Origin of the sequence: Micromonospora sp. NBC_01412 (assembly GCF_045040215.1) — a bacterium.
Classification (GTDB): Bacteria; Actinomycetota; Actinomycetes; order Mycobacteriales; family Micromonosporaceae; genus Micromonospora; species Micromonospora rubida.
The window spans coordinates 2542912-2563996 of sequence record NZ_CP109528.1; the positions used below are offsets into that span (position 1 = coordinate 2542912).

The following is a 21085-nucleotide window of genomic DNA, read 5'->3' on the forward strand; positions in this document are numbered from 1 at the left end:
CCGGCGGGTTACCGCGCAGCCCCACACGATCATGAACGAATGTCGCGGCCCGGGACGGGTAGAGCAGCGGCATGCAGACGTTCCTGCCGTACCCGGACTTCCTGGCCAGCGCCCGGACGCTGGATCAGAGGCGGCTGGGCAAGCAGCGGGTGGAGGCCATCCAGGTTCTGCGGGGGCTGACCCGGCCGGGGTACGGCTGGCGCAACCACCCGGCGGTGAAGATGTGGGCCGGGTACGAGGAGGCGCTGGTCCGCTACGGCCTGGACGTCTGCGCGGTGTGGTGCGAGCCGGGCCGGGCCGACACCTGCGCGGCGACGCTGGCCACCGACCTCGCCGCCGCCTGCGGCGTCGCCACCGTGCGCACCCAGGGGGTGCTGGCTCAGTCCGGGGAGCTTCCTCCCTGGCTGGGCCGCGACGACCTGCACCGCAGCCACCGTTCCTCGCTGCTGCGCAAGGACCCGGAGCACTACCGCCTGTTCTTCGACGATGTCGGGCCCGACCTGGAGTACGTCTGGCCCGCCTCCGACCGCGAGCCGCACTGCCGCCCGGCGTGAACTGAAGACCCATGCGGGCCGCCCCGCGTCGGAAGGGGACCCTCCCCCGCCCCCTCGGGCAGACTGAGTCGCATGGCGCTGTCGCGGGTGATGGGCCGCTTCATCGGCGTACGGGAACACGTGGTGGACCCTGGCGGCGGTGCCGCCTCGCGCGTGCCGCGCCCGGTCGAGGCCGTGGTGGTCGGCGGCGGGGTCGCCGGCATGTCGGCGGCGGTGGTGCTCGCCGAGCGCGGGGTGCGGGTGACCGTGCTGGAGGCCGCGCCGGCCCTCGGTGGCCGGTTGGGCGCGTGGCCGGAGCCGCTGACCGACGGCATCCAGGTGAACGAGCACGGCTTCCACGCGTTCTTCCGGCAGTACTACAACTGGCGGTCGATCCTGCGCCGGATCGACCCGACGCTGGCGTTCCTCAGGCCGGTCCCCGGGTACCCGGTCCTGAGCGCCGAGTGGCCGACGGAGGAGTTCGGGAGGCTGCCGCCGGCCCCACCCGCGAACCTGCTCGCCCTGCTGCTGCGCAGTCCGAGCCTGCGCCTGGCCGACCTGCGGGGGATGGACCGGGACGCCGCGCTGCCGCTGCTCACCTACGACCCGGTGCGCACGTACGCCGAGTTCGACGGTGCCACCGCCGACGACCTGCTCACCTCGCTGCGGCTGCCGGACCGGGCCCGGGCGATGCTGTTCGAGGTCTTCTCCCACTCGTTCTTCAACCACGAGGCGGAGATGTCGGCCGCCGAGATGATCGCCCAGTTCCACTTCTACCTGCTCGGCAACCCTGAGGGGTTGACCTTCGACAGCCCGGACGCGGACTACGCCACCGCGATCTGGCAGCCGCTGACCCGGCACGTGGAGAAGCACGGCGGACGGATCGTCACGGGGGTCGCCGCGACCCGGCTGGACCGGGGCCCGGACGGGTGGCGGGTGACCGCCGCAGACGGCACGGCGTACCGGGCCGGGCACGTGGTGCTGGCCGTCGACCCGCCGGCGCTGGCCCTGCTGGTGGGCGCCTCGCCGGTGCTCACCGGGGCCGCCCCGGAGCTGGTGGCGGCCATGCCCGCGTTCGGCACCCCCGGCCCGCCGTACGCGGTGGCGCGGTACTGGTGCGGCGGGGACGTCGACGGGGGGCGGGCGGTGTTCAGTGGCGTGTCCCGGCAGCCCACGCTGGACTCGGTGACCCTGTACCACCGGCTGGAGGACGAGTCGCGCCGCTGGGCGGAGCGCACCGGCGGCTCGGTGGTGGAGCTGCACGCGTACGCCTGCGACGGGGGTGTGCCGGCCGAGGAGCTGGCCGAGCGGATGCGGGTCGAGCTGGCCGCGCTCTGGCCGGAGGCGGCCCGGCTGCGGGTGCGCGAGTTGCGCGCCCGGGTGGAGGCGCGGGCCCCGGCGTTCACCCCGGGCAGTCACGCGTGGCGGCCGGGGGTGCGCACCGGCGCCGACGGGCTCTACCTGGCCGGCGACGGCATCCGGACCGACTTCCCGAGCGCGCTGATGGAGCGGTCGGCGGCGACCGGGATCATCGCGGCGAACCACATCCTGCGGGCCGAGGGGGCGGCTGCCGAGCCGGTCCGCTCGGTTCGCCCGCGCGGCCTGCTCGCCCGGCCAGGACCGCAAAGGCCCTGATTCACCACAAGCTGCCACGAATCTGATCTATCCTCGACTGACGTCCACCGGCGTCGCCGGCACGGGAGGTCGAGAGGGTGTCCACGGTGCACCGGCGCGACGCGGCCGGCGGGCCGCCCGGCGACGAGGCGGGCGGCGGCCGGTACGACGACGCGTACGGGCTGCTGCGCGACGAGCGGGCCTGCATCGTGACGGCGCTACGGCTGGGCTGGTGGCTGGCGGACGCGTACCACCACGCGCGGACGGCCGACCTGTCGACGGACGGGCGGCCGGCGCAGCCGCCGGCGAAGCTGACCAACCTCACCGAGATGTCCGGCCGGCGTCGGCTGCGGATGTACCTGGACGGGGTCGACGTGGCGCTCGCCCAGATCGCCGGGCTGACCGGCGGCGGCACCGCCGCGCCGCCCGTGGTCGCCCCGGGCGGCGGCACCCCGTCCACCGGGGACACCCGGGCCGCCCTGTCGGCCGGGGCGGGGGCGCTGCTGCTGGCCCTCGACGACCTCAACGTGGACGTGCTGCGCTGGGCGATGGCGACCAACCACCGGGTCGGGCTGGCCTACCGGCTCGGCAGGTCGCTGGCCGACACCGTCCGGCGCGGCGACGCCGACCAGGTGCCGTGGCGCTTCGCCGGCCGACAGGTCGAGATCAGCCGCTGGCTCGACGAGCTGGCCAGCGTGCTGCCGCCGTACTCGGCTGCGGTGGTGCGCCGGTCGTTGCGGGCGTGGGCCGACGCCGTCACCCGGGCCGGGGTCGGCGACCCGGCCGAGGCCGGCCTCGCCGAGCTGGCCCGCGAGCTGCGCAACCAGGGCGACCTGTGGCGCAGCGTGCTGACCGGCGGGCTGCACCCCCGGGACCTGCTCGACGAGGAGGACTACGCGGTCGTCGCGCGAAACGTGATCATCCGGGACCGGAAGCTGGTGGCGCGGGCGGCCCGGGGCATCTTCTGGCCGGTACTGGCCCCGCTGCTGGTGGTGCTCCTCGCCGTGGTCGGGGTGAGCGCCGCCGCGGCGGCCGGCTCCCCCACCACCCGGGCCGCCGTCGCCCTGGTCGGCCTGGGCGCCGGGCTGACCGCGATCTGGCGGACGGTCTCCGGGCCGGCCCTCGCGGTGGCCGGGGAGGTGAACCGGCCGCTGCTGGAAGGCGAGCTGACCGTCCGGATGGCCGACCGGGTGACCCGGCCGCTGGCCGCCGCCCGCGCCACCGCCAGGTCCCGCCGCCAGCGCGGGCCCGGCGAGGTCGCCGGCGGATCGAAATACGTTGCCGGCCTCACCCCTGCCGACCTACCGTGATCATGCAAGGTCAACCGGCCCGGCGGACCGGGCAGCTCCTCGCCGGGCGGTGACGGACCGGCCGGCGGGAACGGGGGGCCGCGTCAGGGGTACGCCCCGGCGCGGCGCCCGCCGGCCCCGGGCGGTCGCCCCGGGTCAGTCGGCGGCGGGCGGGGTCCAGCCGAACCGGGGTGGCCGGCGCTCGTTGGCCGCCGCCACCCCCTCGCGAGCCTCCCCGCTGGCCTGGACCTGCCCGTGCCACCAGGCGATCCGCTCCTCATCGGCCCGCCCGTCGACGATCTCCTTCGCGGCGGCAACGGTGAGCCGCGAGCGCTCGGCGATCGTGGCGGTGACCGCGGCGACCCGGGCGGCGAGCTCGTCCGGCGGCAGCACCTCGTCCACCAGGCCGATCCGCAGGGCCCGCTCGGCGCCGATCAGCTCGGCGGTGAAGAGCAGGTGCTTCGCGGCGGACGGGCCGACCAGCCGGGCCAGCCGCCGGGTGGTGGGCGCGGGGTAGACCAGGCCCAGCCGGGCCGGCGGCACGCCGAACCGGGCGTCTGCGGCGGCGAGGCGCAGGTCGCAGGCGACCGCGAGCTGGCACCCGCCCCCGACGCAGGCGCCCTCGATCACGGCCACGGTCGGCCGGGCGAAGGCGGCGAGCCGTTCCTCGGCGGCCACGGCGATGCTGGCGTCCCCGGCGTCCAGCAGCTCGTCGAGGTCGCCCAGGTCGGCCCCGGCGCAGAAGGTCCCGGCCGCGCCGGTGAGCACCAGCGCGCGGACCCGTTCGTCCGCCTCCAGCCGGTCCAACAGCACCGGCAGTTGCCGCCACATCGCGGCGGTCATCGCGTTGCGCCGCCCCGGGTTGGAGATCACGATCGTGGCCACCGGCCCGGCCGTCCTGACGGTCAACTCCGCGTCCGACACCCCACCAACTCCCTCGCCTCGCCGGCCCCGGTCCGCGGCGCGGGAGCGTCGGGCCGGTACGGCGACCATAACGAGGCGGGCCCGACGACCACCCGTGTGGGGTGGCCGCCGGGCCCGCCGGGGTACGGCTACGTCAGGCGACGTTGAGCGCGGTGTCGTCGATGACGAAGGAGGTCTGGAGCGAGAAGTCCTCCGTGCCGGTGAACTTCAGGGTGACGGTCTGGCCGGCGTACGAGGCCAGCGAGAACGACTTCTGGCTGTACCCGGCGGCCTTGTTCAGGTTCGAGTAGGTGGCCAGGGTCGCCAGCACCGTCCCGGACGAGTTGAGCACCTGCACCGAAAGCTTGTCGTACTGGGTGCCGGTGGTGGTCTCGGCCGTGTCGATGTGCAGCCAGAAGCTGAAGTTGTACGAGGTGCAGCCCGCCGGCACGCTCACCGACTGGGAGAGCGTCTCGGTGTTGGTGGTGGCGCGCCCGTTCAGCCAGGCGCTGTAGGTGCCGGTGCGCGCGGGCTGGGAGGTGCCGTGCTGAGCGATGACGCCGGAGCTCGCCGTCCACACCGTGTTGCCGGACTCGAAGCCGGGGTTGCCGAGCTTCTGGCCCGCGCCGGTGCAGCCGCCGCCGGTGCCGGTGACGGTCAGCGTGTAGGTGGCGCTGTGGGGCAGCGTGCCGGTGCCGGTGACCGTGACGTTGTACGTGCCGGCCGGGGTGCCGGACGTGGTGGCGATGGTGAGGGTCGACGAGGCACCCGAGGTCACCGAGGCCGGGCTGAACGACGCGGTCGCGCCGGTCGGCAGGCCGGCCGCGGAGAACGTCACGGTCTGCGCGGTGCCGCTGGTGGTGGCGGTGGCCACGGTGGTGGCGACGGAGCCGCCCGCAGCGACCGAACCGGAGGTCGGCGACAGCGTGACGGAGAAGTCGTTACCGGTCGACGAGCAGGGCACGTCGTTGCCGGCCACGTTCACCGCGGTCCACGCCGCCTGGACGGCCTTGTACTCCGTGGAGCAGTTGCCGTACAGGTCGGTCGCCGCGCGGAGGGTGTACGCGCGGGAGGTGTTCGCCGGGGTGGTGGTGTTGACGTACGACGTGTTGGAGGTGAAGTACACGTCGAGCGCCCGGAACCAGATCTTCTCGGCCTTGGCCCGGCCGATGCCGGTCACCGCCGGGGCGGAGCCGCAGACCGGCGAGGTGCCGTACGCGGTGGAGCCGGTGCCCTCGGCCAGGTTGAAGAAGAAGTGGTTGCCCACGCCGGAGGAGTAGTGCACGTCCTTGTTCTTGGTGCTGGTCGACCAGCACGAGTCGGACGAGCCGTCCAGCGTCGGGTTGTACATGTAGCGCAGCGGGGTGTTGTTCCCGTTGATGTTGATCTTCTCGCCGACCTGGTAGTCACCCGGGTCGCTCGGCGCGTTGGCGTAGAACTCGACCATGTTGCCGAAGATGTCGCTGGTGGACTCGTTGAGGCCACCGGACTCGCCGGAGTACACCAGGCCGGCGACGGCCTCGGTGACGCCGTGGCTCATCTCGTGGCCGGCCACGTCGAGGGAGACCAGCGGGCGGGAGTTGCCGCTGCCGTCGCCGTAGGTCATCTGGGCGCCGTCCCAGAAGGCGTTGACGTAGGCGTTGCCGTAGTGCACCCGGCTCGGCACGCCGGCGCCGTTGCCGAAGATGCCGTTGCGGCCGTGCACGTTCTTGAAGTAGTCGAACGTCATCGCGGCGCCGAAGTGGGCGTCGACGCCGGCGGACTGCCGGTTGGTGTTGGCGCCGGTGCCCCAGACGTTGTCGGCGTCGGTGAACGTGGTGCAGGTCGACGTGCCGTTGTTCATGTCACAGGTACGGCCGTTGCCGCGCACCGGGTCGATCATCTGGTACGTGCTGCCGGAGAGCGTGGTGTCGACGCTGACCGCGCCGGTGTAGATGCCCGTGCCGCTGCCGGTGACGGACTCGATCTCGTCGTACGAGCCGATCACCTTGCCGGTTACCGCGTCGGTGACGACGTGCAGCTTCGAGGGGGTCTGCTTGTCGGCCTTCCAGCCGGAGGCGACGGTCTCCCAGGCGAGCCGGCCCTTGCCGGAGCTGGCGTCGACAAAGAGCTCCGGGGCGCCCACGGCGGTGAGCGAGCCCGAGAACTCCTTGCGCGCGGCCTCCTTGGCCTTGGCCGAGGTGACCTTCGGGCTGGCGCCGAGGGTCAGCGGGGCCGCGAGGCCCACCGAGGCCCCGGCGTACTCGCCGTTCGCCTTGGCGTGGATGACGAAGTCACCGCCGTAGACCCGCAGGCCCTGGTAGGTCCGGGAGTAGCGGGTGTGCGAAGCGCCGTCGGCGTCCACCTTGGTCCGGACTGCCTGGTATGCCTCTCCGCTGGCGCCCTGGACGGCGCCGGGGTTACTGCGGAGGACCGAGTCGGCACGGACTGCCGACGGGTCCGGGGTGGGGGCTGCCGCTTGCGCCGTGGTGGCGACGCAGGTGAGCAGGCCGCCGGTAAGCAACGCTGCGCTGGCGGCGGCGAGGGTTTTCTTCACGTGCCCTCCTGGCAAGGAATGTGTGACGGGGGTAGTCACGCATGTAGATATAGTGATCTCTCGACGAAAGGGGAAGGGGGCGACCACTTCCGGACCCCAACACTGACCGAACGGATGAGGATGGCAAGGTGACGGAACCGGGCGGAGTCCGGACACGTCCGACGGGCATGAGCCCGACTCCCCTCCGCGTCGCCATGCTCGCCGCGCTACTGGCGGTGGCGAGCGGGTGCTCCGCCGGCGACCCCGGCGCCCCCGCGCCGACGCCGTCCGTCTCCGTCTCGCCGCCCGCCACGACCGCCTCCCCCGAGACGACCGCCGCGCCGGGCACCACCGCCGGAACCCCCGGTGCCAGCACCCCGGCCGAGGCGTCCCCGGCCCCGGCCGCCCGGGTGGTCGTGCGACGCTCGGGCGGCATCGCCGGGGGGAACGACACGGTCACCGTCGAACCCGACGGCCGATGGACGGCGGTCGACCGCGCCGGAACCCGGCGCACCGGCCGACTCACGGCCGCGGACCTCGACCGGCTGCGGCTGCTCGCCGCCGAGCCCCGGCTCACCGAGGGTGGCACCGCCGACGCCGTCGGCCGCTGCTCCGACGCCTACGAATACCGGCTCACGGTCGGCACCGCCACGGTCGACTGGACCGACTGCCCGGTCGCGGGCACGCCGCCGCAGGCTGCGTCGGCGCTGGTCGCGCTCGTGCTCACCGCCGCCGGCTGACCCGCCGCCGCCCGGAGGAGCGCTTCGTCGAAGCGGGCACCACCCGGGCGGGCGTCAGAACCGGTAGTCCGGGGGCAGCCCGGTGCCGCGCAGCTCGGGCGGCAGGTGGGCCACGTCGTTGACGGCGATCAGATTCGGCGGGCCGCCGTCGGAGTAGCGGATCACGGTCAGCCCCGCGTTGTGGTGGTTCAACCCCAGCCAGCGCCCGGGCGGGGCGTCCAGCGCGTGCCGGACCAGCCAGGCGATCAGGAAACTGTGCGTGACGACCAGCAGCCGGTCGTCCCCCGCCGTCGGCACCACGGCGAACCGCTCGACCGCCGCCGCCGTCAGTCGCGGCCCGTCGACCCGCTCGCTCGCGGAGAACCCGGCCAGGAGCCTCGCGTACGCCGGAGGCAGGCCGGCCGGGTCGGTGTCGTGCGGCAGGTGGTCGCCGGCCAGCTCCGTCGCGTACACCGGGATCCCGGGCAGCGACCGGGCGACCAGGCCGGCGGTCTGCGCGGCCCGGGGCAGCGGCCCGTGGTGGACGGCGGCGAACGGCACGCCGGCCAGCCGCTCGCCGAGCAGCGCCGCCTGCCGCCGTCCCCGGGCGGAGAGCCCCACCTCCGGCGGGTCGTCCGTAGCGCCGGCGGGCAGGTCCTGCTCGCCGTGCCGGGCCAGGAAGAGCAGGCGGCTCGCCATCGTCACCTCGCGCGCTCGGGAGGCGCGATGCTAACCCGCGCCTCCCGCCCCACCCGCGCCACCCGTCCCGCTCAGCCGCGCGGGAACATCTGGCCGATGCGGATCTTGTTGCCGAACGGGTCCCGGACGCCGAAGTCGATGCCGTACGGGCGCTCGGTCGGCTCGTCGGTGATCTCCACGCCCTTGGCCACCAGGTCCTCGTACGTCTTGTGCGCGTCGTCGGTGGTCATGAAGAGGTAGCCGCCCAGCGCCCCCTTGGTGAGCAGCTCCCGGACCTGCTCGGCCGTGGCCGGGTCCAGGGCCGGCGAGCCGGGCGTCTCCAGCAGAATCTCCCGCTCCGGGTCGCCGGGCAGGTTGACCGTCAGCCAGCGCATGAAGCCGAGGTCCTGGTCGGTGTTGACCTCCATGCCGAGCTTGCCGACGTAGAAGTCGAGGGCCTCGTCCTGGTCGAGCACGTAGATCTGGGAGCGGCTGATCGCGTTCATCGTCATGCCGAGAACGCTATTCGACCGCCCCGACCTGCTGCTTATCCAAAACTGCTGGGTCGCATCCAGGCCTTGGCGAAGCACGCGGGCACGTCCGTCGGCACCCTGCGCCGGCGGTACTCCGTCGGCGACTCGCCGACGATCTGGCGGAACGTCCGGCTGAAGGTGCCGAGGCTGTTGAACCCCACCGCGAAGCAGACCTCCGTGACGTCCCGGTCGGTCTGGGCGAGCAGGTACATGGCCCGCTCGACCCGACGCCGTTGCAGGTACCGGTGCGGGGTCTCGCCGAAGGTGGCGCGGAAGGTGCGGATGAAGTGCGCCTCGGAGACGTGCGCGATCCGGGCCAGGGCGGGGATGTCGAGCAGCTCGGCGTACGACCGGTCCATGGCGTCCCGGGCGCGGAGCATGGCCCGGTTGGACTCCTCCACCGCGCGGCTCATCCCACCTCCGTCCGACCTGAGCGGGGGCCGGCGACGCCGGCACGAAGGCCGGAATCCCGTCCTGCGAGACACCGCGAAACGGGTGGAGCCCTCGGCCGGGACCGAACCGGCGACATCTCGCTTACAAGCTCTGTGCAGAGTATGCGGGCCGGTCCGGCAATGGCCGTGCGCCCGGACCGGGGCTCCTCGCTGGGCTGACGTAGCAGCGAGTGTGATCAAGTGCCGTATCGCGTGGTCAGACGTATCGGTCGCACCGTCGAGCATGATCGAGAGTCGCCACGCGGTACGGCGTTCGCTGACGATCCGCTCACCTTCGGATGACGCGCTGCGGTCGCCCGAGGAAGGCCGGAGGCCCGCAGGGCAGTCTGCAGCGCGGCTGCCCATCTGTACGGGCACACGGTTTAGGAAGGCGACTGCGGCGCGCCGACGAGCATGGTCGTGACCTGGGCTTCTGGGGCAACCTCGCCCACTGATCAAGATCATTGCACGTACTCTGCACGGCGGGCGGAGACGCCTGACGGTTGGTGGTGACGTGCGGGCGTCTCGACGTCAGAGGTGCGAGAATCGACGACGGTCCGAGACGCCGGAGGTGAGCTGTGACGTCGAGTAGCGCCGAGCAGATGCCCGAGTGGCCGACTGCTGAGCACGTACCGGCTGAGGAGCTGGCGCGGCGTCAGGGCATCCGGCCAGTCGCCTCCGTCGACGACCTGGCCCGGCCCGGGCTGTTCGAGTCGGACGACGATCTGGATGACTTCCTCGCCGACCTCTACGCCTCCCGGCGGGCTGGCGCCGCGTGAGCCTCGTCGTCCTGGACACTCGTGCTGCTGCCCTTCGACGAGGCGGTGGCGACAACCTGGGGGCAACTCCAGGCGCGGGCGCAGCATCGCGGACGGCCCCGGCCGACGAATGACTCATGGATCGCGGCCTGCTGCCTGGTCGACCGGCTGCCGCTCGCGACCTTCAACGGCAAGGACTACGCCGACTTCGCCGAGTACGACGGCCTCCGGCTCTTCGACGTCTCCTAGCTTTCGGCAACACCCCCAGCGCGGCTGTCCGGCGTCGTACGGCTTCCCGCCCCTGGCCCCTCGGGCCGGGGACGGCTTGGCGTGACGCCGGCATTCCGCGACCTGGTCCTCGTACCCGGTGGCAAGCCACGAAGCGGCGCGGCAGCCGATCGCCCCGGCCTCCGAACTGGCCGACCACCCCCGCGATCGTCCCACCGCTGATCGGGTACAAGTTCCGACAGCGCCGACGCCAGACCTTCGGTACGGTCCGCCAGGTGAACCCCCCTTCGAGGCGCGCATCGACGGCTCGCGCGCTCGGAAATGTGGCCCTCGTCGCCGGCCTCCTGGTCTCGGCAATCACCCTGTCGACCGACGCCGGTACGGCCGAGCCGCACATCCTCGCGGGTTTCCTCGTCGCCGCAGGGATCGGGTTACGTATCGAAGCCGCGATCATCGAACCTCGGACGTGACCACCGGAGCCTGAAAACTGCCCGCCGCGCCGGCCGATGCCAGCCGGAGGCCACCAGCAGGCCGAGTGCGGCGGGCGGACCGCGCTTGCGCGGCCCCTTGATCCTTACAGAGATTGCTTCGGCAATGTGGTGCCGAGCGGGTGTGTCCTCCATCGACTGATGCGCGACACACATCCGCCAACTGATCTGCGCTACCTCAACGCGCTGATCGCGGCATGTGCGTGCGTTACCGCCTGAGGTCCGGCGGCGATATTGTCGATAGTCTGTGTTCGTGGTCGAGACGCCGGGGATGCGTTGGGGCAGGAAGGCCGCGCGGCGGTTGGCGAGGCTGGGCTCGGTCCGGATCGGCCCGGGCCTGACCGGTGAGGAGTTGGCCCGGGTCGAGGAACAGTTCGGGTTCGAGTTCGCTGATGATCACCGCTCGTTCCTTACGGCGGGGCTGCCTGCGGGCGGCGGCTGGCCGGACTGGCGCTACGGCAATCCGGACGGCTTGCGGCAATGGCTCGCGCTGCCGGGGAAGGGCGTGTTGGAGGCGGTCAGGTTCAAGGGCTACTGGGCTTCGAGTTGGGGCGCTCGCCCGGACGGCGTGCCCGATGCCGAAGACGCTGCGGCGGACCACCTCGCCGCAGTTCCCTGGTTGGTTCCGATCTTTGGCGGTCGGTACTTGCCCGCCGGTCGGGGGACCTACGGGCATCCGGTGTTGTCCGTGTACGGGGCCGACATCATCTGCTGGGCGCCGGACCTGGTCGACTATGTACTGCAGGAGTTCGGCGAGGGCAATGTCGGCAAAAGGTACGAATACGACGGCTGGGAGATGTCGGCAAGCGCAGAGTTCTGGGCGGAGTACCTGGCGTGGTCGGCTCTCGAACCGTAATTCGCGAGGATTTGGCACGCTCCAGCGCCGCGCCGACGGCATACATGTCGGCATGAGCGCGCTTCGCGGCAGATGCGCGCACGTGATCTCGGCCAGAGCCAGTTCGCGCGATGCGGTACCGCGCTAGTGACGGCTGGCTCGATCTGCGCCGAGCTGGCGTGACATCCAGGCGGACTGCTCGGCGCTGGACGACGAATCGTTCGAGCCGTGGGTACCAACCACGATTGACATCTGGCACTGTCGACGCGCTTGGCGATAATCATTCAATGGAGACAGCTGTGCACCCTGAGTCCGGCCTCCGGAAGGCCACCTTGACGGATCAGGAACTGGTGGAGACGTCGTGGGAACACTGCCAAATTCACGCGCTCGCCGTCACCGACTACGAGGATCCACCCTGGGACGACCTGACCCCGGAGGGGTACCGGGAGCTGGCCGACCTCGACCCCACCGCGCCGTCGGCTCTGCATCTGCATCTCGACCTCGACTACATCGTGCGCCGGGTCGAGTCGGGATCCGTGCGGGGCATTGAATACTGGGTAGCGCCGGCCACGCTGATCTTCGACAACGTCTGGGACATCGTCGGCAGCCTGCGCTCCCTGTGCATGCCGCTGGAGCTGAGGAACCTGCGTCAGGAGCCCAACTGGCGCGTGGAGGAGAACTGCTGGCACCTGGAGGGGCGCGACATGGACTTACGGTTCCAGGCGTCGCGCTACACCCTGTACGTGCGCAGACCCCCGCGCTACGGCCACCGAGTGCTCCGGATGGGCGAACGGGGCGGCATCAGCTTCGACCCGCACCCGTTTGCCTGATCGCTGTTACCCCAGCCGGGGACGGCGAAGGCGCGGCATTCATCGGACTGGACACCTGCCGCAATCTTGATCACAAAGTAGCTGCCTCATCATGTCGCACGTCAGGAATCGGATGCTCGCGCCCTGACATGTCGGCTGACATTCTTGGCCACCGATACGCGGACGCACTTGCATCGGCAAAGCCGCGAGCGCTGGCTACGTCCCGGAGGCCAGGTACGCGGCCAGGATGTAGTTGGGGTGCCGGTCGAGGTTCTTGCGGGCCCGGTCGTAGCGCATGGTGGTTCGCGGGTCGCATGGCGGGCGGCGACCTGCACGTCGCGCAGGCTGACGCCAGCGTCAAGCATCGTCGTCACGAACGTGTGCCGCAGCATGTGGGGATGCGTCCTCGGCATCCGGATCCCTGCGGCTTGGGCCAGGTGCTTGAGCCGGCGGGCGGCGGCGTGCCGGTCCATCCGTCCGCCAAGGGTGTTGCGAAGGATCGACCCGCTGGCGCGCTCGTCAACGGCCCGGTCGATGGCTCGGGCCACTGCCCATAAGCGCGGGCTCAAAAGACGGCCGGAAAGTTAGGAACGAGCGGTCTGCGATGCGGTTCGGCTGAAGCAGCGTTTACCGGGCGTTCGAGGGGCGCGACGCGGCGTCGTCAAGGTGGAGAGCCAGAGCCGTCACTCATATCCCATGGCCGGGATGACCTTGCCGAGTGCTTCTTCGATGAACTCGCGGGTTTCGTCGTCGAATTGGTCGTTGCGGTTCGTCAGCTTGTGCGACTGAAACGTTGAAGGGGTGGCGAAGTCGTCGACGTCGAGCCGTCCGAACAGGGCGCGGCGCTGCCCGGGCCAGTCGGCTGCGAGATCTTCTGCTTTCACCTCGATGTATCGCCTGCCCGTCAGGTCGACCGTGTTCTTCCAGGTGAGCCATCGGTGGTAGACCGGCTTGAGGTAGGCGAGCGCGCCGTCGACGGTGGGCGGTGCCCATGGCTGGGCCAGGTGGGATGCGAGCACTGAGACCGGGTGACGCTTGATGTGCACGATGGTCGCTTCGGGGACCAGTTCCCAGAGGAACTCCATGCACAGCAGGTTGAACGGTGTCTTCTCGCACCAGGTCGGCTTGCCCGCGTCGGCGGCTGCTCCGCCGAACATGGTGTCGATCAGGCCCCGCAAGATTCCGAGCAGTTCGCCCCGGTCACTGAAATACCTGGGAAGTACCCGCCGGCGGCTCAGCGGCTCGAACGGCCCGGCAGGCCGGTCGGCGTTCCCGAAGCCTTCCGCGGGCGCAGGTTCGTCGTATGTGTACGCGATCAACTGCGGCCAGAGCTGTTGCACCGCGTCCCGGTAGCGCCGCTCGCCGACCAGCTCGGGAACGGTTTTGCCGCGATCGTCGCGCCGGCCGGGCACTCGTACGGTGAGAAAGTCGCTCAACCGGTGCAGGGCGTCCTCACCGACGGTGGGGTCGTATCGATCGGTGAGCGCGTCGGCCAGGTCCCGCAGGCCACCCGGGTCGATGAGAAACCGGGTCTCCATGGGAATCCGATGGATCAGCGGATGTTCGCCGATGATGTCGGCGATCCGTGACGTTCCCGAACGACCCGTACCCGCAACGAAGATCGGTGAGGGGAAAGGCATGGCGAGCAGTCAAACTCTCAGCCCGGCGCCTGTGCAAGCCATTTATCCCCTTCACCCGCTGCTACGGGCCGGACCCGCACCCGCCGCGCCGAGGAGTTGTGTCGCACGTCAGTTGTCGGATCACAGGGAGCGGGTGACGGGCTTCTACGTGGTGGGGGCGATCGACCGGCGGAGGCGTTCCACAGCTGCGTAAATTGGCTGTTCGGGGCCGGGTCGGCTGGGGCGCCATTCCACGACTACCGGGCGGACAGCGTCCGCCAGCTCGCAACGGCCTCCTCGGTGGTCGGGTCGCCGCGGCCCCAGTGGTCGGCGCCGATGGCGTACCCGAGTTTGGCGGCCTGGTGGCCGGTGAGGCCGAGCCGCGCGAAGCCGATGGGTGATGACGCGGCCGGGGATGGTGATCGGGTCCATGCTGCCGATGGCGCCCTATCGAGGGAGGGCGTTGGCCGGGGTGTGGGTGAAGTGCCAGCCGCCCCAGACGCCGGGCGCTGATCGCCGCCCGTGGGTCCATCCGGGAGAACTCGTCGGCCAGTTCCTCGTACGTGCGGTCGCTCCGCTGGATCAGGTACTCCAGCATCGTGCGAGGTTCGCGGCGCTCTCGTGCCATCCGTCGACGCCTTCCTGATGGGCTTTCTCCACGCTCACCCCGGCGAGGTCCTTCCGGCGATGAAGGTCCTCGTGGTGTCCGCTCGATGTCCGCCAGAGGTGTAGCTACGGGTCCTCGATCGGTCCCTCAGGCCCCGTGCACGCTTTTCCTACATGGACAGCTCACCCACCGCAATTGCCCGCGTGCAAACAGTTAATGCACGTGGCTGTCGGGTCGGCGAGGGTGCCCTCCCACTACGGCGCAGCGGGATCTCCGCGTCCTGAGAGGGCCCGGGGCGGGTGCCGGTGGAACCCCGGTACGGCCGTGGTCGTGAACCCGCCCGCCCCGGTGCCATCCACCTGACACGCGAAAGGCAGGCGTTCATGATTCCGAAGCCGGGAGACATGCTGTAAATCAACCGGCAGGCGTCGGCGCAGTTCGGCGGCGACCGGGCACTGATCTTCCGGGTCATCAAAGTCCCCGACCAGCCGACCTACCACGGCTGGATCTGGCTGACCGGGTACCTGCTCGACCAGGCCGGCAACGCCCTGGACCGCCGAGAGATCTACGTCCAGAAGGCGGGCCTCCAGCGGGCGACCCGGCCGCCGGCCCTGGTCCGGGGTCCGGACCGCACACCACCGGCACGTACGGCGGTAAGCATCGCCGACCGCCGGTGAGTACGTGCGCGGGAAGAGAACGCTCGGTTGAAGTGCGCGCTACGTGATTGGCAGAGGTAGTGGCGCGCCCCGATGGGGTCGACCAACCTCAGCCCTCGTTCGCCCGGCCGCCACAAACCCGGCTACTGTCAGCGCTGCCGTCACTCCGGCGAGCAACGGCGGCGAGTGCCACCGAACGCCTTGTGAAATTGGAGCCCCCGGCCGGGATCGAACCGGCGACATCTCGCTTACAAGGCGAGTGCTCTGGCCAGCTGAGCTACAGGGGCAGGTCTTGCGTGGCCAGCATAAGCGACAGACCTCGGGAGTTGTCCCTCGGCAGGCCCTCCCAGCACGGAAAACGCCGATTTGCCGACCCTGTCGGCTGTCATCCGCCAGCGGGCGGGCGGAACCACGCGGAGATTGATGCCTGCCTGTGCCCGACTGCCCGGAATGTGAATGCCGTCCGTCCCACCCCATGCTTCTCGTCTTGGCAGGCTGCGGAAACCCGTTTACGGTGCAGTGACACGGATGACAGTTCCGGCGGCCCCCGCTGCCCGGAGCGTCGCCCGGATGGCCGGCGCCACAGGGCGCCCGGCTGCTCCTTCACTCGGATCGTCCGGCACGTTCCTGCCGGTGAGAGGAAGCGCTCCAGCATGGCCACGGTCACTTACGCGAAGGCGTCCCGGATCTACGCGGGCACTGAGCGTCCCGCAGTGAATCAGCTCGACCTCGAAATCGGCGACGGCGAGTTCCTCGTCCTCGTCGGCCCCTCCGGTTGTGGCAAGTCCACCAGCCTGCGCATGCTCGCCGGCCTGGAGGACGTCGACGACGGCGCGATCTACATCGACCAGCGCGACGTCACCCACCTCCCGCCGAAGTCCCGCGACATCGCGATGGTCTTCCAGAACTACGCCCTCTACCCGCACATGTCGGTGTACGAGAACATGGCGTTCGCGCTGAAGCTGCGCAAGACCCCCAAGGCCGAGATCGACCGGCGGGTCAAGGAGGCGGCGGGGCTGCTCCAGTTGGAGGAGTTCCTCGGCCGCAAGCCGAAGGCCCTCTCCGGCGGTCAGCGCCAGCGGGTCGCGATGGGCCGGGCGATCGTCCGCGAGCCGCAGGTCTTCCTCATGGACGAGCCGCTGTCGAACCTCGACGCCAAGCTCCGGGTGCAGACCCGTACCCAGATCGCGTCGCTGCAGGCGAAGCTCGGCATCACCACGGTCTACGTCACCCACGACCAGGTCGAGGCCATGACCATGGGCCACCGGGTGGCCGTCATGCTCGACGGCGTCCTCCAGCAGGTGGACACCCCCCGGGCGCTCTACGACACCCCGGCCAATGTGTTCGTCGCCGGCTTCATGGGCTCCCCGGCGATGAACATCAAGACCGTCCCGCTGAACGAGCAGGGCGCCGCGTTCGCGGAGCTGAACATCCCGCTGACCCGCGAGCAGATCGAGGCGGCCCGCGCCGAGGGCGGCGACAGCAAGGTGACCGTGGGCTTCCGCCCGGAGGACTGCGACATGGTGAGCCCGACCGAGGGCGGCATGCCGGTCGTGGTCGAGCTGGTCGAGGACCTCGGCTCGGACGCCAACGTCTATGGCCACGCCGCGATGGAGGGCCACAACGAGCGCTTCGTGGTCCGCACCGACCGGCGCACCATGCCGAACATGGGCGACACCGTGTTCGTGAAGCCGCGGACCGGCCGTACCCACGTCTTCAACGCCGCCACCGGCAAGCGGATCTGACGTACGACGCGATGGGGGTGCCCGCCGATCGGTGGGTGCCCCCATTGTCGTCTCCGGGCCGGTATCCGGGTGATCACCGAGGTGCCGGCGTGCCGGCGCGGCATAGGTTCGACGCGACCTGCGGAGAATCGAGGACACCATGCCGACCACGGTCGACACCCTGCCCCGGGCCCGTCCGTCCCGACCCCGCCGGGCGCACCGGGTCGTCCGGTCGACGATCCGGAGCCTGATCTACTGTGCGGCGCTGCTCCCGGTCGCGCTGGTCGCGCTGCCGGCCGGGCTGCTCGGTCAGGGGCGGTCGGTCGCGGGGTGGTGGGACGTCCTGTGCACCCGCCTGCTGGGCACGCCCGGCGCGGACCCGACACGCCGGCCGGGGCCGGTGGCCGTCGTCAACCACGCCCTGCTGAGCCTGCTGCTGGGTACCGCCGCGCTGGTGCCGCTCGGGGCCATCCTGCTCATCGTGGCGCGCGGTGCCCTGTACGGCTTCGTCGAGCCCGGTCCGTTCGACAACTCCTGGGGCGGCCCTACCCTGGCCGGCGCCTGGCTCGCGCACTTTTTGATCGGCATCCCGTTCGCCCTGGCCGGGCTGGCCGCCCTGGCCGGCATCGCCGCCGTTCACCACCGGCTGACGCTGGCCCTGCACGGCGCACGACGGGCTCCCTGGCTCGTTCCGGCCACCGTGCTGGTCGCGCTGTTCGGAGCGTTGGTCATCTTCGCCTGGAGCCGGCAGTTGTAGGCCCCGGACAGGCGAAAGGGGCGGCCCGCCATCTCGGCGGACCGCCCCTTTCCGTGTCTGCGGGATCAGCCCTCGGCGGCCCGGCGGCGGGACACCTCGGCGAGGGTCACCGCGGCGGCGACGCTGGCGTTGAGCGACTCCACCTCGGAGATCATCGGGATGCTCACGGTCAGGTCGCAGGTCTCGCCGACCAGCCGGGACAGCCCGCGCCCCTCCGAGCCGACCACCACGACCAGCGGCCCGACGGCGACCTCCAGGCTGTACAGGTCGGTCTCGCCGTCGGCGTCGAGGCCGACGACCATGAAGCCGGCGTCCCGACAGGCCTTGAGCGACCGGGTCAGGTTGGTGACCTGGGCGACGGGCACCCGCGCCGCCGCTCCGGCGCTGGTCCGCCAGGCGGTCGCGGTGATCCCGGCCGCCCGCCGCTCCGGTACGAAGACACCCTGCGCGCCGAACGCGGCGGCGGACCGGATCACCGCGCCGAGGTTGCGCGGGTCGGTGACGCCGTCCAGCGCCACCAGCAGCGGGGCGGTCTGCTCCAGCGACGCGGCGACCATGTCGTCGAAGGACTCGTACGCGAACGGCGGCACCTGGAGGCCGACGCCCTGGTGCAGCACGCCGCCGGTCATCCGGTCCAGCTCGGCGCGGCTGATCTCCAGGTTGGCGATGCCCCGGTCGGCGGCGGTGCGGATGATCTCGTTGATCCGGTCGTCGCTCTCGATGCCCTGGGCGACGTAGAGCGCGGTGGCCGGCACCTGGGTGCGCAGCGCCTCCAGCACCGGGTTCCGCCCGACCAGCAGCTCAGGGCTGTCCTTCGCCGGGTTGGACTTGCGGCCCGGCGCGACCCGGGGGCCGGTGCGGCCGGCCGGCTTGCCGCCCCGGCCGGCGGCGCCGCCGCCCCGGCCGATCGGAACGCCCCGACCGCCGCCCCTGCCCCAGGTGGTGTCCTTGGTGCCCGGCTTGCCGATCTTCGGGGCACGCCCCTCCTCGGACGCCGCCCGGAGCTCCTTGTCCTGCTTCCAGGCGGTGCGCTGCGGCAGTTTCTCGGTGCCCGAGTACCCCTTGTGCCAGGGGCGCTCGTCGGCGGGCAGGGTCCTGCCCCGGCCCGCGAGGGAGTCCTTGTTCTTGCCTCCGGAGCCCTTCGGGGCGCCTGCCTTCGACGTCAGTCGCCGGCCACGGCGCTGCGAGTTGCCGGCCATCAGTCCTGCTCTCCAATAGTCCAACGGGGGCCCTGGGGGGTGTCCTCGATCATCACGCCGGCCTGCTTGAGCTGGTCACGGACGGCGTCCGCGGCGGCCCAGTCCTTGCGGCTGCGGGCCTGCGCGCGCTGCTCCAGGGCCAGCGCGACCAGCGAGTCCATCACGTCGCGCAGGTCATCCACGCGACCGCCACCCGTCCAGGCCTCGTCCAGGGGGTCGATACCGAGGATATCCAGCATCGCCCGCGCGGAGCCGAGCGCCGTGCGGACGGTCACATCGTCGCCCGCGGCCAGCGCGCTGTTGCCGTCCCGGATCACCTCCTGGAGCACCGCGAACGCGGCCGAGGTGTTCAGGTCGTCGTCCATCGCGGCGACGAAGGCGGCCGGCAGTTCCCCGAACCCACCCGGGCCGACCCGCTCGGCGGCCCGCTGGACGAACCCCTCGATCCGCCGGAAGCCGGTCGCCCACTCGCGCAGCGAGTCCTCGGTGTAGTCGATCAACGAACGGTAGTGCGCGACCGCGTAGTAGTAACGCAGCTCGATCGGGCGCACCCCGAGCGAGGCGACGTACGCCAGGTCGAGGGCGTTGCCGGCCGACTTGCCCATCTTCGCGCCGCCGATGCTGAGCAGCCCGTGGTGCACCCAGTAGCGGGCGAACGGCAGGCCGGCGGCCTGCGACTGGGCGATCTCGTTCTCGTGGTGCGGGAAGGTCAGGTCGAGCCCGCCGCCGTGGATGTCGAACTCGGCGCCCAGGTAGCGCCAGCACATCGCCGAGCACTCGATGTGCCAGCCGGGCCGCCCCCGGCCCCACGGCGAGGGCCAGTACGCGTCGGCCGGTTCGTCGGGCTTCGCGCCCTTCCACAGCGCGAAGTCGCGCGGATCACGCTTGCCCCGCTCCGGGGCATCGTCGGCGGCCTGCATCGCGTCGGGCAACTGGCCCGAGAGCGCGCCGTAGGCCGGCCAGGAGGCCACGTCGAAGTAGACGTCGCCGGAGCCGTCGGTGGCCGGGTAGGCGTGCCCGGTGTCGATCAGCTTCGCGATCAGCTCGTGCATCTCCGGGACGTGCCCGGTGGCCCGCGGCTCGTACGTCGGCGGCAGCACGTTCAGCGCCTGGTACGCGCCGGTCAGCGCCCGCTCGTTGGCGTACGCGATCGACCAGAACGGCCGGCCCTGCTCGACTGCCTTGCCCAGGATCTTGTCGTCGATGTCGGTCAGGTTGCGGATGAACCGGACCTCGAACCCCTTCGCCAGCAGCCACCGGCGCAGCACGTCGTAGTTGACGCCGGAGCGAAGGTGACCGATGTGCGGGGGGGCCTGGAGGGTGAGACCACACAGGTAGACCCCCACCTTGCCGGCTTCCCACGGGACGAAGTCCCGCACCGATCGGGTGGCGGTGTCATACAGGCGTAGCGTCACCTCACAAGGGTAGCCGTCCACGCATTCCCGGGTCGCCCGGTGCCGGGTCGTACGCTGCCTCTCGTGGATGAGGCGGCACGGCAGGACAGCACGACGGCCCGGCCCGGCGACGGGGCGCGCGGGGGCGAGACGGCCCAGACACTGGACCGAGGGCTGCGACTGCTGCACCTGGTCGCCGACGCCCCGGGCGGGCTGACCGTCACCGAGGCGGCGAACCTGCTGAGCATCGGCCGGGCGGCCGTCTACCGGCTGGTCGGCGCGCTGAGCGGGCACGGCATGGTACGGCGGGACGGCGACGGCCGGCTGCGCCTCGGCGCGGGTGTGCTGCACCTGGCCCGTCGGGCCCAGCCGCTGCTCGCAGAGGGCGCGCTGCCCGCCCTGCGCCGGCTCGCCGAGCAGGCCGGCGCGACCGCCCACCTCACCATGGTCGAGGGTGGCGAGGGGGTCGCGCTGGCGGTGGTGGAGCCGAGCTGGACGTCGTTGCACGTGGCGTACCGGACGGGGACGCGGCACCCGCTGGAGCGGGGGGCGGCCGGTCGGGCCATCCTCGCCGGCCGGTCGGGCTCCACCTACCCGGTGAGCACCAGCGGCGAGTTGCAGCCCGGCGCGTACGGGGTGGCCGCGCCGGTGCTCGGCGTGCCGGGCCTCGAGGCGAGCGTCGGGGTGGTCGCGCTGGCCCCGCTGGACCCGAAGGTGGTCGGCGAGCAGGTGCTCGCGGCGGCCGTCGCCGTCGCCACCGCCCTCGCCCCCTGAGCCCGGCCGCCGAGCCCCGCCG

Annotated in this window: 21 protein-coding genes and 1 tRNA gene; 12 read left to right on the forward strand and 10 right to left on the reverse strand. The window is 71.7% G+C overall.

Annotated features, from left to right (window positions below; genetic code table 11):
- Nucleotides 1–71 precede the first annotated feature (71 nt).
- The 3 genes from OG617_RS11570 to OG617_RS11580 all read left to right on the forward strand — a co-directional run bounded on the left by OG617_RS11570 (nucleotide 72) and on the right by OG617_RS11580 (nucleotide 3457).
- Nucleotides 72–554, forward strand: a complete 483-nt coding sequence (locus OG617_RS11570; protein WP_405101161.1) for an MSMEG_6728 family protein — start codon at nucleotides 72–74, stop codon at nucleotides 552–554.
- Between the two features lie 72 nt (nucleotides 555–626).
- The gene (locus tag OG617_RS11575; RefSeq protein WP_405101163.1) at nucleotides 627–2168 is read left to right on the forward strand and encodes an FAD-dependent oxidoreductase; all 1542 of its coding nucleotides are present in this window, start codon (nucleotides 627–629) and stop codon (nucleotides 2166–2168) included.
- Between the two features lie 77 nt (nucleotides 2169–2245).
- Nucleotides 2246–3457: a hypothetical protein gene (locus OG617_RS11580; RefSeq protein WP_405101165.1), complete on the forward strand. Its 1212-nt coding sequence runs from the start codon at nucleotides 2246–2248 to the stop codon at nucleotides 3455–3457.
- A 135-nt stretch (nucleotides 3458–3592) separates the two neighbouring features.
- Here the strand turns inward: OG617_RS11580 and OG617_RS11585 are convergent, their stop codons facing one another.
- Nucleotides 3593–4360, reverse strand: coding sequence for an enoyl-CoA hydratase/isomerase family protein (locus OG617_RS11585; protein ID WP_405101167.1), 768 nt, complete (start codon nucleotides 4358–4360; stop codon nucleotides 3593–3595).
- 133 nt (nucleotides 4361–4493) lie between these two features.
- Complete coding sequence (locus OG617_RS11590; RefSeq protein ID WP_405101169.1) at nucleotides 4494–6875, reverse strand: M4 family metallopeptidase; 2382 nt, start codon at nucleotides 6873–6875, stop codon at nucleotides 4494–4496.
- Between the two features lie 167 nt (nucleotides 6876–7042).
- Here OG617_RS11590 and OG617_RS11595 point away from each other — a divergent pair, with 167 nt between their 5' ends.
- A complete protein-coding gene (locus tag OG617_RS11595; RefSeq protein WP_405101171.1) occupies nucleotides 7043–7594 on the forward strand; it encodes a hypothetical protein in 552 nt (183 codons plus the stop codon).
- Between the two features lie 54 nt (nucleotides 7595–7648).
- Here OG617_RS11595 and OG617_RS11600 read toward each other — a convergent pair whose 3' ends face one another.
- The 3 genes from OG617_RS11600 to OG617_RS11610 form a co-directional block, all read right to left on the reverse strand.
- Nucleotides 7649–8272, reverse strand: a complete 624-nt coding sequence (locus OG617_RS11600; RefSeq protein WP_405101173.1) for a histidine phosphatase family protein — start codon at nucleotides 8270–8272, stop codon at nucleotides 7649–7651.
- 71 nt (nucleotides 8273–8343) lie between these two features.
- Nucleotides 8344–8763 carry a VOC family protein gene (locus OG617_RS11605; protein WP_396670538.1) on the reverse strand — a complete coding sequence of 140 codons (420 nt, stop codon included), beginning with the start codon at nucleotides 8761–8763 and terminating at the stop codon, nucleotides 8344–8346.
- A 35-nt stretch (nucleotides 8764–8798) separates the two neighbouring features.
- On the reverse strand, nucleotides 8799–9197 hold the full coding sequence (locus OG617_RS11610; protein WP_405101175.1) for a helix-turn-helix domain-containing protein: 399 nt from the start codon (nucleotides 9195–9197) through the stop codon (nucleotides 8799–8801).
- A 596-nt stretch (nucleotides 9198–9793) separates the two neighbouring features.
- Between OG617_RS11610 and OG617_RS11615 the strand changes: the two genes are divergently transcribed.
- The 5 genes from OG617_RS11615 (at nucleotide 9794) to OG617_RS11635 (ending at nucleotide 12354) form a co-directional block, all read left to right on the forward strand.
- Entirely contained in the window at nucleotides 9794–9994 is a 201-nt protein-coding gene (locus OG617_RS11615; protein ID WP_405101177.1) for a hypothetical protein, read from the forward strand.
- Nucleotides 9995–10015: 21 nt separating this feature from the next.
- Entirely contained in the window at nucleotides 10016–10222 is a 207-nt protein-coding gene (locus OG617_RS11620) for a PIN domain-containing protein (RefSeq protein WP_393423113.1), read from the forward strand.
- A 302-nt stretch (nucleotides 10223–10524) separates the two neighbouring features.
- Nucleotides 10525–10671, forward strand: coding sequence for a hypothetical protein (locus tag OG617_RS11625; RefSeq protein WP_405101179.1), 147 nt, complete (start codon nucleotides 10525–10527; stop codon nucleotides 10669–10671).
- A 271-nt stretch (nucleotides 10672–10942) separates the two neighbouring features.
- A complete protein-coding gene (locus OG617_RS11630) occupies nucleotides 10943–11545 on the forward strand; it encodes an SMI1/KNR4 family protein (protein WP_405101181.1) in 603 nt (200 codons plus the stop codon).
- A 266-nt stretch (nucleotides 11546–11811) separates the two neighbouring features.
- On the forward strand, nucleotides 11812–12354 hold the full coding sequence (locus tag OG617_RS11635; protein WP_405101183.1) for a hypothetical protein: 543 nt from the start codon (nucleotides 11812–11814) through the stop codon (nucleotides 12352–12354).
- A gap of 101 nt (nucleotides 12355–12455) precedes the next feature.
- Here the strand turns inward: OG617_RS11635 and OG617_RS11640 are convergent, their stop codons facing one another.
- The 3 genes from OG617_RS11640 to OG617_RS11650 all read right to left on the reverse strand — a co-directional run bounded on the left by OG617_RS11640 (nucleotide 12456) and on the right by OG617_RS11650 (nucleotide 15502).
- A complete protein-coding gene (locus OG617_RS11640) occupies nucleotides 12456–12881 on the reverse strand; it encodes a tyrosine-type recombinase/integrase (protein WP_405101185.1) in 426 nt (141 codons plus the stop codon).
- A 135-nt stretch (nucleotides 12882–13016) separates the two neighbouring features.
- Nucleotides 13017–13973 carry a sulfotransferase family protein gene (locus tag OG617_RS11645; protein ID WP_405101187.1) on the reverse strand — a complete coding sequence of 319 codons (957 nt, stop codon included), beginning with the start codon at nucleotides 13971–13973 and terminating at the stop codon, nucleotides 13017–13019.
- Between the two features lie 1452 nt (nucleotides 13974–15425).
- Nucleotides 15426–15502, reverse strand: a tRNA-Thr gene (locus OG617_RS11650).
- Between the two features lie 366 nt (nucleotides 15503–15868).
- On the opposite strand from OG617_RS11650, the gene OG617_RS11655 reads away from it, so the two are divergent.
- A complete protein-coding gene (locus OG617_RS11655) occupies nucleotides 15869–16960 on the forward strand; it encodes an ABC transporter ATP-binding protein (protein ID WP_396685183.1) in 1092 nt (363 codons plus the stop codon).
- Nucleotides 16961–17099: 139 nt separating this feature from the next.
- Nucleotides 17100–17696, forward strand: a complete 597-nt coding sequence (locus OG617_RS11660; RefSeq protein ID WP_405101189.1) for a hypothetical protein — start codon at nucleotides 17100–17102, stop codon at nucleotides 17694–17696.
- A 65-nt stretch (nucleotides 17697–17761) separates the two neighbouring features.
- Here the strand turns inward: OG617_RS11660 and rlmB are convergent, their stop codons facing one another.
- Both rlmB and cysS read right to left on the reverse strand, forming a co-directional pair.
- The gene (gene rlmB, locus OG617_RS11665) at nucleotides 17762–18895 is read right to left on the reverse strand and encodes a 23S rRNA (guanosine(2251)-2'-O)-methyltransferase RlmB (RefSeq protein WP_405101191.1); all 1134 of its coding nucleotides are present in this window, start codon (nucleotides 18893–18895) and stop codon (nucleotides 17762–17764) included.
- Entirely contained in the window at nucleotides 18895–20310 is a 1416-nt protein-coding gene (gene cysS / locus OG617_RS11670) for a cysteine--tRNA ligase (protein ID WP_405101193.1), read from the reverse strand. The genes rlmB and cysS overlap by 1 nt, the downstream gene beginning before the upstream one ends.
- A gap of 63 nt (nucleotides 20311–20373) precedes the next feature.
- Here cysS and OG617_RS11675 point away from each other — a divergent pair, with 63 nt between their 5' ends.
- Nucleotides 20374–21063, forward strand: coding sequence for an IclR family transcriptional regulator (locus OG617_RS11675; protein ID WP_405101195.1), 690 nt, complete (start codon nucleotides 20374–20376; stop codon nucleotides 21061–21063).
- Nucleotides 21064–21085 lie beyond the last annotated feature (22 nt).